The sequence below is a fragment of the Acidiphilium sp. PA genome, from assembly GCF_026191915.1.
Classification (GTDB): Bacteria; Pseudomonadota; Alphaproteobacteria; order Acetobacterales; family Acetobacteraceae; genus Acidiphilium.
On the sequence record NZ_JAIMBY010000006.1, the window covers coordinates 99,630 to 112,614 of the forward strand.

Annotated in this window: 10 protein-coding genes; 8 read left to right on the forward strand and 2 right to left on the reverse strand. The window is 68.1% G+C overall.

Annotated features, from left to right (window positions below):
* From AruPA_RS10220 to AruPA_RS10255, 8 genes are all read left to right on the forward strand, one after another.
* Positions 1–1,785: an SEL1-like repeat protein gene (locus AruPA_RS10220; protein WP_265636579.1), complete on the forward strand. Its 1,785-nt coding sequence runs from the start codon at positions 1–3 to the stop codon at positions 1,783–1,785.
* The gene (locus AruPA_RS10225; RefSeq protein WP_265636580.1) at positions 1,782–4,709 is read left to right on the forward strand and encodes a glycosyltransferase; all 2,928 of its coding nucleotides are present in this window, start codon (positions 1,782–1,784) and stop codon (positions 4,707–4,709) included. The genes AruPA_RS10220 and AruPA_RS10225 overlap by 4 nt, the downstream gene beginning before the upstream one ends.
* 13 nt (positions 4,710–4,722) lie before the next feature.
* On the forward strand, positions 4,723–5,583 hold the full coding sequence (locus AruPA_RS10230) for a hypothetical protein (protein ID WP_265636581.1): 861 nt from the start codon (positions 4,723–4,725) through the stop codon (positions 5,581–5,583).
* Positions 5,584–5,593: 10 nt separating this feature from the next.
* Positions 5,594–6,949 carry a glycosyltransferase gene (locus AruPA_RS10235; protein WP_265636582.1) on the forward strand — a complete coding sequence of 452 codons (1,356 nt, stop codon included), beginning with the start codon at positions 5,594–5,596 and terminating at the stop codon, positions 6,947–6,949.
* Positions 6,949–7,608, forward strand: coding sequence for a uracil phosphoribosyltransferase (gene upp / locus AruPA_RS10240; RefSeq protein WP_265636658.1), 660 nt, complete (start codon positions 6,949–6,951; stop codon positions 7,606–7,608). Before AruPA_RS10235 ends, upp begins: the two co-directional genes overlap by 1 nt.
* Positions 7,609–7,789: 181 nt before the next feature.
* Entirely contained in the window at positions 7,790–8,746 is a 957-nt protein-coding gene (gene speB / locus AruPA_RS10245) for an agmatinase (protein ID WP_265636583.1), read from the forward strand.
* Between the two features lie 114 nt (positions 8,747–8,860).
* On the forward strand, positions 8,861–9,886 hold the full coding sequence (locus AruPA_RS10250) for a cation diffusion facilitator family transporter (RefSeq protein WP_265636584.1): 1,026 nt from the start codon (positions 8,861–8,863) through the stop codon (positions 9,884–9,886).
* Between the two features lie 7 nt (positions 9,887–9,893).
* The gene (locus tag AruPA_RS10255; protein WP_265636585.1) at positions 9,894–11,054 is read left to right on the forward strand and encodes a hypothetical protein; all 1,161 of its coding nucleotides are present in this window, start codon (positions 9,894–9,896) and stop codon (positions 11,052–11,054) included.
* A gap of 19 nt (positions 11,055–11,073) precedes the next feature.
* Here AruPA_RS10255 and AruPA_RS10260 read toward each other — a convergent pair whose 3' ends face one another.
* Positions 11,074–12,027 (reverse strand): inorganic phosphate transporter, encoded by a 954-nt coding sequence (locus AruPA_RS10260; protein WP_265636586.1) that lies wholly within the window; start codon positions 12,025–12,027, stop codon positions 11,074–11,076.
* A 223-nt stretch (positions 12,028–12,250) separates the two neighbouring features.
* Positions 12,251–12,967, reverse strand: a complete 717-nt coding sequence (gene flgH / locus AruPA_RS10265) for a flagellar basal body L-ring protein FlgH (RefSeq protein WP_408858594.1) — start codon at positions 12,965–12,967, stop codon at positions 12,251–12,253.
* Positions 12,968–12,985 lie beyond the last annotated feature (18 nt).

Consider the following 12,985-nt stretch of genomic DNA (forward strand, 5'->3'; position numbering starts at 1 on the left):
ATGCTGAACGCGATCGATAAACTCGCCGCGCTGTCTCCCCGGCGTGCCTTCAAGCGGGCAGGGGAGCTCGCCGGCGAGCAGCAATGGCAGCGCGCGGCGCGGCTCTACAGCATTGCCGCCGAAGCGGGGCTGGCCGAAGCGCAATTCGCCCTCGGTGAAGCCTACATGGCCGGGCGCGGCCTGTCGCAGAACCCGCGCGAGGCCGCACGCTGGTTCCAGCGCGCGGCGGAAGCCGGCCATGTCGAAAGCCAGTGCCGGCTCGCCGGCATGTTCATCCACGGGCTGAAGGCGCCGTCGCCCGATCAGGCGGCATCGCTGTTCGGCGATCATGTCCAGCCCAGCGAAACCGCCAATGCGGCCGATTTCGCCTCGGCGCTGATCTGGGCCCGCCGCGCGGCCGAGGCGGGCTCCGCCGATGGCGAGGCGCTGCTCGGATACATCCTGTCGAACGGTCCGGACGATATCCGCGATCTGGCGGCGGCCGAACTCTATTACCGCCGCTCAGCCGCGCAAAACTGGCCGCAGGGCCATCTCGGCCTCGGCATGATCCTGATGCGCCAGGCCGATACCGCCGAGAAAACCGTCGCCGCGATGCGCGAGTTCGAGGAGGCGGTGAAGGCCGATCTGCCGACCGCGCATTATCTGCTCGGGGTCATCCACGAGCAGGCAGTCGGCGTCCTGCCCGACCCCGCGCGTGCCCTGACCCATTACCGCAAGGCCGCGATCCACGGCATCCGCAACGCCCAGGCCAAACTCGGGGCCATGCTGCTGGCCGGCCACGGCTGCGCGCCGGACCCGATCGAGGGTGAATCCTGGCTGCGTCGCGCGGCCATCGCGGGCGATCCGGAAGCGGCCGCGCTGGTGGCCGATCTGTACGCCCGCGGCGGCGCTCTGCCACCCAATTATGCCGAAGCCGCGCTCTGGTTCCGCGTCGCCGCCGAGGCCGGGCACCGCGTCGCGGCGCGCGCCTTGGGCATGCTCTACCTCACCGGCGCCGGCGTCGCGCGCGACCCCGAGGAAGCCGCCCGCTGGCTCGCCCGCGCCGCCCAGCAAGGTGACATCGTCGCCGGTGCCGATCTCGGTAATCTCATGCTGCGCGGCGAAGTCAGGCAATCCTCGGTCGATGGTCTGCCGATCCATGAATGGTTCGAAAAAGCCGCCGAATCGGGCGATCTGATCGGTGCGTTCAACTACGGCGTCTGTCTGGCCGAGGGCGTCGGCGTCAAGCGTGACGATGCGCGCGCCGCGATCTGGCTCCGGCGCGCCGCCGAGGGTGTGGTCAACGCGCAATACTGGTACGGCCGTCTTTTGTTCGAGGGGCGCGGCATCCCGGCCGATCCGGTCGAGGCCCACCGCTGGATCGCCCGCGCCGCGGAAACCGGCATGGTCGAGGCGCTGGCCCTGCTCGCCGAAATGAAGCTGCACGGCCACGGCTGCCCGCGCGATCACGCCGGCGCGCGCGACATGTTCCTCCGCGTCGCCGCCAGCGGCCATGCCGGTGCGATGTTCGCACTTGGTGCGCTCTATGGTGGCGGCCACGATATCCCGACCGACCGGATCGAGGCGCAGGCCTGGTTCGCCAAGGCGGCGGCGCTCAATCACCCGGTCGCGCAACTCATGCTCGGGCGCTATCTGCGCAAGGGATTGGCCGGCCCGCCCGACCCGGTGCAGGCGGCGCGCTGGCTCAACCGCGCCCTCGCGCAAGGCGTCGACGAGGCACGGATCGACCTCGCCGAACTCGCCCTGCCGGACGCGCCGCAGCCGCGCCAAGCCGCCGGCGATTGACCGCCGCCGACCCCGATGCCGTCCGGCAGCGTCGCCACGCCGAAGCTGCGGACGCCTGGGCGCGGGGCCGCGACGCCCTGAATACCGGCGATCTGGCGACGGCCGCGTTCTGGCTCGAACGCGTCAGCCGCATCGCGCCACAGGACCCGCGCCCCACCTTCGAACGCGCCCTGATCCTTGCCGCCACACAGGACCCCGCGGCCGAACGCGCGCTCCACGCCATCGCCACCGCGCATGATCTGGCCGGCGCCTGGCTCGCCCTGGCGCGGGTACGCTGGCGGGCGGGTGATCGCCCGGGTGCCGCGGCCGCGCTGGCGACCCTGTTCCAACGCCACGAACTGCCCGACGATGCCGATCTCGCCCCCTTCGCGGATGCGGTCGCCAGGGCCGCCGGCGCGCCCGGCTGGTGCGCGATCGCCGATGGCGCACTGGTGCTGCACGCCGCCGCCCCGACCATCCGGGCCGATGGCGTGGAATGCCCCGGCGTGCCGCGCAGGCTCGCCGGCCTCGCATTCCTGCAGATCGAGGCTGACGAAAATCCCCTGCTGGGCAGCCCGCTCGACCTCGCCACACTGCGCCGCACCGGCGGCATCGCCCATGCCGAGCGCGGCGGCATCACCGGCTGGGTCACAAACCCGGCCGCGCCGGACCGTGCCCCGAACCTGACCCTGATCGACCGGCGCGGCACCGCGCGCGCCCTGCATCCGCGCCGCCGGCTGCCGCCGGATGCGCCGGCATGGTTCCTGCCGCGCCACGCGTTCCGCATCGGTGCCAAGGTGTTGCAAGGGCTGCAACCGCCGTTCCGCATCGTCACACCCGATGGCAGGCCGCTGCACGGCACCCCGCTCGACCCGGCGGTGCTGACCGACCTGCCGGCGTTCCGCGCGCGCAGCCGCACCCGCACGAGGCCCGCCATCGCCGGTCTCTGCGCGGTGATGCCGGTCTATCGCAACGCTGCCGCCACGCTCGCCGCGCTGCAATCGCTCTACGCGGCGCTCGGCCCGAAGCGTGGCGGTGCCGTGCCGATCGTTGTGGTCGATGATGCCAGCCCCGAGCCCGACCTGGTCCGCATGATCGATGCCGAACACCGGGCAGGCCGCATCCATCTGCGCCGCCACCGCCGCAATCGCGGCTTCCCCGGCGCGGCCAACACCGGCATCGGCGCCGCGCGCCGTCTGCTGCCGGGCTGCGACATCCTGCTGCTGAACGCCGATATTGTGATTCCGCCCGGCGCGCCGGCGCGTCTGCAGGCGGCACTCTATGCCGGCGAGGCGATCGCGAGCGCCACGCCGCTGTCGAACGAGGCGACCATCCTGAGCTACCCCGCGCCGCAGGGCGGCAACCCGCCGCCCGATCTCGCGGCAACCACCAGGCTCGACCGGCTGGCCCGCCGCGCCAATCGGGCCGGCATCGTCGAGATCCCGACCGCGATCGGCTTCTGCATGGCGATCCGCCACGATGCGCTCGACGCCACCGGTCTTTTCGATCGGCGCCTGTTCGCGCAAGGCTATGGCGAGGAGAACGACTGGTGCCGCCGCGCGGCGGCACTCGGGTTCCGCCACGTGGGCGTTCCGGGCGTATATGTCGCGCATCATGCGAATACGTCGTTCGGCGCCGCGGCATCGTCGCTCTGCGCGCGCAATCTCGCGATCCTCGAACGCCGCCACCCCGGCTATCACGCGCTGATCGCCGCCCATCACGCCGATGATCCGCTGCAACCCGCGCGCTTTCGGCTCGACCGCGCGCGGTTTCAATCCACCACCGGCAACAGCGGCGCGGTCGTGCTGGTCTCGCACGACCATGGCGGCGGCATCGCCCGGGTCATCGCGGCGCGGATGGCATCGCTGCGCGCCGCCGGGCTGCGCCCGATCCTGATCCAGCCCGATTTCACCGATCCGGCCAGCCGCGCGAGCCTGATCGGCACCGCAAGGCTGACCGACGATGCGCCGCACGACTATCCCAACCTGCGGTACGCGATGCCCGGCCGGTTTGCTGCCTTGGTCGCGCTGCTGCGCCGCGAATCGGTGCGCCATGTTGAGTTCCACCACACGCTCGGCCACCACCCGATCATGCGCGGTCTGGCCACGGCGCTCGGTGTGCCGGCCGAGCACATCATCCATGACTACGCCAGTTTCTGTAAGCGGGTGAACCTGATCGGCCCGGCCCGGCGCTATTGCGGCGAGCCGGATGTGGCGGGCTGCAATGCCTGCATCGCCACCGCCGGCAGCGAACTGACCGACCCGATCAGCCCGGCGGCCCTGATCACCCGCTCGCGCGCCGAATTGCGCACCGCGCGCCGGATCAGCGTGCCCTCGGCCGATGTCAAGGCGCGGCTGCAGCGGCATTTCCCCGGCATCAAACCCACGGTCACGCCCTGGGAAGACGATACCGCGCAATTCGCCCTGCGCGCCCCGCCGCCAGCCGGCGCGCGGCTGATCGCGGTGGTCGGCGGCATCGGACCGGCCAAGGGGTTCGATGTGCTGCTCGATTGCGCGCGCGATGCGGCTTCGAACAACCTGCCGCTGCGCTTCGTGCTGATCGGCACCAGCGAGGATGATGCGGCGCTGATCGCAACCGGGCGCGTGCTGATCACCGGCGCCTATCAGGAAGGCGAGGCGGCTGGGTTGATCGCGCGGTCCGGCGCGCAGCTCGGCTTCCTGCCCTCGATCTGGCCCGAGACCTGGTGCTTCGCGCTGACCGAGGCGTGGCGCGGCGGGTTGTACGTCGTGGGATTCGACCTTGGGGCCCAGGCGGCGCGCATCAAAGCCACAGGGCGCGGATTTCTGTTGCCGCTCGGCCTGCCGACGGCGCGGATCAACCAGACCCTGCTTGCGTGGCGACCAAATTTAGGCAATCTCAATAATCGTATACAACCTCTGATGAGTTCCGCCCCCACCCCCGCCGACGCCAACCCGCTATCTTAACGGAGACGCCTTGATGTCAAAAGCCGCCGCCAAGTCTGCACCCCAGGCTGGAAATGCCCCTGCGCCCGCGCCGGAATTGCAGGCCGGATCGATCCAGGAGCTGAAAGTCTCGGGTCACCTGATGACGTTGGACACCGGCTTGTTCTGCATCGTCAACGAGGCGAATACCGGCGCGGCGCTCGACCAGGGCCTGCCGGGCGTGCGGATTTCGCCGCCGCCGCTGGGCGTCAACAGCGTTGAAATCACCGGCTTCCGCGCGGATGGCTGGCTGACCGGCCAGGGCGATGCGGCGTTGGTGCGCGTGGCCAAGGGGCCGGCGCAGGTGCTCGTCACGGTCTATCAGGTCGCCGGCCGCGCCGATGCCGCACCGCGGTTGCAGGTGATGCGCCTCGCCCAGGGCATGGCCGCCCCGGCCGCGCCCGCGGTGACCGAACCGGTCGCGATGGATGTTCTCGCCCATATCCAGACGCGCGGCGACGTGGGGGCAAAATTCGGCGACTGGCTGGGTGAGCCGGGCTCCGGCAACTGGATCGAGGGCATCGCGATCGCGGCGCCCGAAGGCGTCGCGCCGGAAGATTTATCGTATCAGGCCGTGCTTGGTCGCGGCTGGCTGTCTCCCTGGGTCGCCGCCGGCGATTATTGCGGCAGCCGCGGCATGGCGCTGCCGCTGCTGGGGCTGCGGGTGCGGCTGGAGGGCAAGGCGGCCGAGGCGTTCGAATTGTCGTGCGAGGCAAGCTTTGTCGATGGCTCGAAGGCCGGGCCGGTCGGCAGCGATGAAACCTGCGAGGCGGACAGTCTGGCGGCACTCGAAGCGGTCCGCCTGACCCTGGTGCCGCGCGCCAAAATCAAGGCGGTCGCGCGCGGCCGACGCTGAGCGGCGCGCCGTGAAATTCCTGTTCGTTCACCAGAACTTCCCCGGCCAGTACCTGCACATCGTGCGCGATCTGCTGGCCGAGGGCGGTCATGAAATCGTGTTCATGACCGAACCGAACATCAACCACATGGCCGGGGTCCGCAAGGTCACCTATGCCCGCCCGCCGGCGACCCACGCGGCGGTGCACCCGAGTGCCCGGGAATTCGACGTCGCGATGCGCCGCGCCGAGGCCGGCTATGCCGGGGCCAAGCAGATCAAGGCGCTGGGGTTCGTGCCCGACATCATCATCGGTCATCACGGCTGGGGTGAATTGCTCAATCTGGTCGATGTCTTTCCGGGCGTGCCGATCCTCGGCTATTTCGAATTCTATTACCGGCTCGACGGCACGGATGTGAATTTCGACCCCGAATTCATCATGCCGGAAGCCCAGTTCGGGGCGGTGCGCGCCAAAAACGGCGTCAACCATCTGGCGATCGCGCTCGAACAATACGGCCAGACCCCCACGACCTGGCAATGGCAGACCTACCCCGCCTGGGCGCGCGACCGCATTACGGTGCTGCGCGAGGGCGTCGATCTCACCATCTGCAAGCCCGATCCGGCGCTGCGCAAACAGAAACTCTCGGTCGGGCCGCTCACCGTCGGGCCGAAACAGCGGCTGATCACCTATGTCGCGCGCAACCTCGAACCCTATCGCGGCTTTCATACCATGATGCGCGCGCTGCCCGCGATCCTGCAGGCGCGCAAGGACGTGGTGGTCTCGATCGTCGGCGGCGACGACGTCAGCTACGGAGCCGCACCGCCCAAAGGCACCTGGCGATCGGAACTGCTGGCCGAGGTGGGCGACCGGCTCGATCTTTCGCGGGTGCATTTCATGGGTCGCGTGACGTATGAAGATCACGTGAAACTTCTGCAGCGCTCGGACAGCCACATCTATTTCTCCTACCCCTTCGTGGCCTCCTGGAGCCTGCGCGAGGCACTGGCGGTCGGCGCGCCCGTGATCGGATCGGATACCGCGACCGTCACCGAATTCGTGCACGACGGCGTAACCGGACTCGTGACCCCCTCGCTCGATCATGCCTCCCTCGCGGACACCACGCTGCGCATGCTCGAGGATCGGGCGCTGGCCGCAAAGCTCTCGGCCGGCGCGCGCGATTACGCGACGGAAAATCTCGATCTGAAGCGCTACCTGCGCGCGTTCCGCGCCGAGATCGAACGCATCGTCGGCAGAAAAATGACCGCCGAAATCCACCCGCCGCGCCGCACCGCCAAGCAAGACGCCACGACCAGGACCGCCAGGCCCCCGAAATCCGAAGCGGTGCAGCCGCCGCCATCGCCCGCCCGTAAACGCCGGACCGTCGCGGCGTGATGCCGACCAGCCAGGGAGAGACCACGACACCGGCCGGTGTGACCATCGTCGATCATCCGCTCGTCGAACATAAACTCACCCTGCTGCGCAGCCTCGCCACCCCGACCGGCGATTTCCGCCGCCTTGCGCGGGAAATCAGCCTGCTGATGGGCTACGAGGTGCTGCGCGACCTGCCGCTGCAGCCGGTCGATATCCAGACCCCGATGGAGCCGATGATCGCGCGCCAGGTCTCGGGCAAGAAACTCTGCTTCATCTCGATCCTGCGCGCCGGCGACGGTATTCTGGGCGGCATGATCGACCTCGTGCCCTCGGCACGCATCGGCCACATCGGCCTCTACCGCGATCCCGTCAGCCACGAACCGATCGAATACTATTTCAAAGTCCCCGAAGACATGGCCGAACGCCTCACCATCGTGGTCGACCCGATGCTCGCGACCGGACATTCCGCCGCCGCCGCCGTGAGCCGCCTGAAACGCGCCGGCGCTGCCGCCATCAAATTCGTCTGCCTGATCGCCGCCCCCGAAGGCGTCGCCGTGCTGCGCGCGGCTCACCCCGACGTGCCGATTTTTACCGCTGCACTCGATCGCGAACTCGATGAACACGCCTACATCCGCCCCGGCCTCGGCGACGCCGGGGATCGGCTGTTTGGTACGAAATGAGGCTGGGGGCAAGAAGGCCAGGGGGCTCTGCCCCCTGGCCCCCGTTAAAGGCGGAGCCTTTAAAATCCGCTAGTTTTAGGCGAGAGGAGGGCTGTGCAGGCCAGATCGGTTGAAACTCCGAGACAGCGCCCCTGGCCTTGCTGTCCTCAGCCTCACCTCACACCAACCAGGAGACCCCGCCGTGACCGGACCATACAACCAGCCGACCAGTGCGAACGAGATGCCGCGTTTTGCGGGGATTGCGACGATGATGCGTCTGCCGCAGGCGGCGAGTGCGGCCGGGCTGAATGCGGCGTTCATTGGTGTGCCGATGGACATCGGCACGTCCAACCGGGCTGGCACGCGGTTCGGGCCACGCGCGATCCGTTCGGAATCGGTCATGTTGCGGCCTTACAACATGGCGACGGGTGCGGCCCCGTTCGAGCGGATGCAGGTGGCTGATCTGGGTGATATCGCGACCAATCCGTACAATCTCGAAAAATCGATCGGGCTGATCGAGGCGGGGATTGCCGCGGTCATCGCGCATGGGTGTATCCCGCTGATACTGGGGGGCGATCATACGTTGACCTATCCGGTGTTGCGCGCCATGGCGGCGAAGCACGGGCCGGTCGGGTTCATTCACATCGATGCGCATGCGGACGTGAACGACACGATGTTCGGCGAGCGGATTGCGCATGGCACGCCGTTCCGTCGCGCGGTCGAGGATGGCGCGATCGATCCGCATCGCGCGATCCAGATCGGGTTGCGCGGCACCGGCTATTATCCGACCGATTTCGACTGGCAGCGCGCGCAGGGGTTTCGGGTCGTCCCGGTCGAGGCGTGCTGGCACCGCTCGCTGACGCCGTTGATGGCGGAGGTGCGCGCCATGATGGGCAGCGGGCCGGTGTATCTGACCTATGACATCGACAGCCTCGACCCCTCGGTGGCGCCGGGCACCGGCACGCCGGAAATCGGCGGCCTGACCACGATTCAGGCGCTGGAGATCATTCGCGGCTGCGCCGGGCTCAATCTGGTCGGTGCCGATCTGGTCGAGGTCGCACCGGCCTATGACACGACCGGCACGACCGCCCTGATCGGCGCAAATCTGCTCTATGAAATGCTGTGCGTGCTGCCGGATCGCCGGCCTGAAGCGCGATAATCCGCGCTGACCGGGCGGACTGGGCGGGATTGCTTGACCCTGAAGCGGCTTCACGGTTGATAATGCGATGCTGGCGCCGATGCGCCGGGTGCAGCCGCTTCACAGGAGATGCCGATGAACACGCCGCACGAGAGCGACCACAACCATGTGGGTCATCACCACGCGGCCCATCACCACGCGGGGCATGACCACGCAGGGCACGACCACGCGGGGCATCACCACGGACCGGGCGGCCATCATCACCATGCGCCGCCGGCGGGGTTCGACGGCGCGTTTGCTTTCGGCGCGCTGCTCAACGCGGGCTTCGTCGCGGCCGAGGTCGTGTTCGGCATCGCCGCCCACTCGGTGGTATTGCTGGCGGATGCCGCGCATAATCTGGGCGATGTGCTCGGCCTGTTGCTCGCCTGGGGTGCGGCGGTGCTGGGGCGGCGCCGGCCCAGCCGCCTGCGTACCTACGGCTTCGGGCGCAGTTCCATCCTTGCATCGTTGACCAATGCGGTCGTGCTGCTGGTCGGCGTCGGTGCCATCGCGGTCGAGGCGATCCAGCGGCTGGTCGTCGGCGTCCCGCGCGGTGCGGTCGGCAGTTCCACCATCATCATCGTCGCGGCTGCCGGCATCGCCGTCAACGGCGTCACGGCGTGGCTGTTCGCCCGCGGCCGCAAGGGGGATCTGAACGTGCGCGCGGCCTTCAGCCATATGGCAGCGGATGCGGTGGTTTCGCTCGGCGTGGTGATATCCGGCCTCATCATTCTGTTCACCGGCTGGACCTGGGTCGATCCCGCCGCGAGCCTGGTGGTGGCGGGTCTCATTCTCGTCTCCACCTGGTCGGTCCTGCGCGACAGCCTCGACCTCGCGCTCGATAAGGTGCCCGGCAGCGTCGATGCCGAGGCGGTGCGCCGCTACCTCGCCGCCCTGCCGGGCGTGAGCGAGGTGCATGATCTGCATATCTGGGGGCTGAGCACCACCGAGATCGCCTTGACGGTGCATCTGGTGCGCCCCGGTGCCGCGATGGACGATGCGCTGCTGCATCGCACCTGCGATACGCTGCGCGATCGGTTTGGCATCGGCCACGCCACGATGCAGATCGAGGATGGCGCGTCGGGCCGGATCTGTGCCCTGTCTCCCGAACATGTGATATGATCCGGCCATGAATACCGAGGCGCTGTTTCTGATCGTGGGTGTTGCCGGCGTCGGCGTGCTGCATACGATCGTGCCGGACCATTGGGTGCCGATCACGTTGATCGCGCGCCAGCGCGGCTGGTCGCACGGCGAGACGGCGCGTGTCGCGTTCCGCGCCGGGATCGGCCATGTGTTGTCCACCCTCGCGATCGGCGTCGCGGTCTGGATTGCCGGTGCCGCGTTCGCGGTGAAATTCGGCGGTTTCGTCGATGCTGCGGCGAGTGTCGCGCTGATCGCCTTCGGCGGCTGGATTGCGCTGTCTGCGCTGCGCGAGATGCGCGGCGGCGCGGGCCATGGCCACCATCATCATGGCCACAGCCACGGGCCGGTTGAGGAGGGCACGATCCACGGGCCCGAGCTGCAGACGATCGATACCGGCCATGGCGCCATTCTGCTCTCGATTTTCGAGGCCGGCGCGCCGCCCCGCTTCCGGCTCACCGGACCGGAGGCCGATACCATGCATGTCGAGACGCATCGTGACGATGCCACCCGGCAGAGTTTCGCGATGGTCAATCGCGGCGCGTATTGGGAATCGCTCGACGAAATTCCCGAGCCGCATGGTTTTGCGGTCACCATCACCATGGCGCACGGCGGTCACGCGCACCGTTACGACACCGCATTCGCCGAGCACGGCCATGGCGATCATGCACATCACCATCATGCGCCGCCGGGCGATGCGCTCTATCAGCCGGCGAGCGGCGATGTCGCGGTGATGCAGCGGCACGTGCATGTCCACCGGCACGGGTCCGGCCCGGCGCACGGCCACCTGCACGATCATGACGGTGCCACGATGCACGACATCGCGATCGATGGCGATGATGTGCCGTTGCACGAGCATGCGCATAAAACCTCATCGCGCACGGCGCTGATGCTGATTCTGGGGTCCTCGCCGATGGTCGAGGGGATTCCGGCGTTTTTCGCCGCCAGCAAATTCGGCTTCGGTGTGATTGCGATCATGGCGATTGTATTCTCGATCAGCACGATCGTGACCTATGTCGCGCTGTGTCTCGCCTCGACCGCCGGTTTGCAGCGGATCAGCCTCGGCCCGCTCGAGCGCTACGGCGAGGTGCTGAGCGGCGCGTTCATCATGCTGGTCGGCGTGGTGTTCTGGGTGTGGCCGGTCATCTGACCGCCGTGCGGCCTCGGCCTCATGGGTGCATGGTGGTGCGGAACAGCGCGGCCGCCGCGTAGGAAAGCACGAACCCGGCACCGGGGCCGATGATCCAGCCGCGCCCGATGCCGCGAAGGACCCTACCATCGATCGTCTGCCGCCCCCGCGCGAGGCCGGCGCCGGCCATTGCACCGATCAGCGCCTGATTCATCGACGTAAAATCTCCGAACGCCACCGCGCCGAGCACCACCAGCGCCTGCACGCTCTGCGCCGCGGTCGCCATCGTCGCATCCAGTTTCACCACATCGAACGCGACGCGCTCCAGCAGCGGGCGGCCCCATGTCAGCACCCCGGCGGCCAGGCCGATGCCGCCGATGATGCCGGCTGCGCGCACGCCGGTGATATGCGCCGACAGAAACACCGCCGTTGCGTTCGACACATCATTCGCCCCCATCGTCAGTGAGGCGATCGCGCCCGCGCCGACCAGTGCCCGGCCGATGATCGGCGTATGGCGATGCGCCGCAAGCGCCGGGATGCGGTCGAGCAGGCGGGTGAACAGAAAGCCACAGCCGCAGGCGATGAACGGCGCCAGCACCCAGAGCAGCGCGAGATGCAGGATCGCCGCCCAATATACGCCCAGCCGTAGCGCCAGGCCGGCACCGACCATAGCGAACACCAGGATCTGGATCGTCGAGGTTGGAATCCGGTGCCGGGTGAATAGTGTCGTCAGTGCGAAGGCGGTGCCGATCACGATGATCGCCGGCACCGTGCCGAGCCCACCTTTGAGAATACCGTGCCCGACATGGGTCAGAACCTCATGGCTGAACGCGGCCGCGCCGATCAGCGTCGCGACCGCCATCAGCCGCAGGGCAGACGTCCGGCCGATCGATCCCGTGGCATAAGGCATGCCCATGCACGCGCCGGTATACTGGGCACCCATGCTCCAGGCGAAGGCGAGTGAAATCAGCACCAGCAGGTTCGTCGTGATCATCGGTTCATCCGGCCGGCGAACCGGCCATCCTTTCCGGCCGGTCCGCGAAGCGGCGCCGGTGGATATCATCATCGCATCGTTGGCCGCGTCGGCCTGCAGCGAAACCCTCCATAATGGAGCACCGCCGCCGCAGCAATCGAGCCATCCCTCGGAATGGTCGGCCACTACGAGTGGCAACGCCTGCGCACCGGGATCGCGCGTGCCGGGTCGTGCACGCGCCCTGTCAGAACGGCACGATGTCGTCGAGAATCTGCTGACCAACCCGCGGCGATTGCTCACCGCTGAGCAAACCACGGCCACCATAGGATATGCGCGCTTCGGCCAGTTGATCCGCCTGGACGATATTGTTGCTCGCAATATCTTGCGGCCGGCAGATGCCCGACACGGTCAGCACCCTGAGTTCGTTGTTCACCCGCATTTCCTGCCGGGCGACCACGACGAAATTGCCGTTTGGCAGCACCTGGGTGATCTCGCCGGCCAAAGACAGGGTGACACTTTCATTCCGCTGGATCTGCCCGGTTCCGGTCGAATTGCCGGCCCCCGATACCGAAACGAGGCTGGATGGATTGACGCTCTTGCCGAGCACCCGCGGGATCAGGCTCTCCAACCCGAACAAATTCGGCACGCCCATCGATTCAGAGCCGGTACGGCCGAGCGTCGTCTGGTCTTTCAGCGTTGCGGCATCGTTGATGTTGACGGTGATCGTGATGATGTCGCCCACCCGCGATGCCCGTTGATCCTTGAAAAACGCCCGCGCGCCGCGCCGCCAGAGACTGTCGGGTGCGCTCGGCACCTCGCGGAGCGGCGGCATCGGCATACTCACCGGCCGCCAGGTTGCGGCCTGCGTCGGATTGGTGATCGGCGTCATCGGCGGCGCATGACCGACATAGGACAGGTTCGAGAACGCACCGCAACCCCCCAGCGACAAAACCGACATCATCGCGCCGATTGCGCGGGC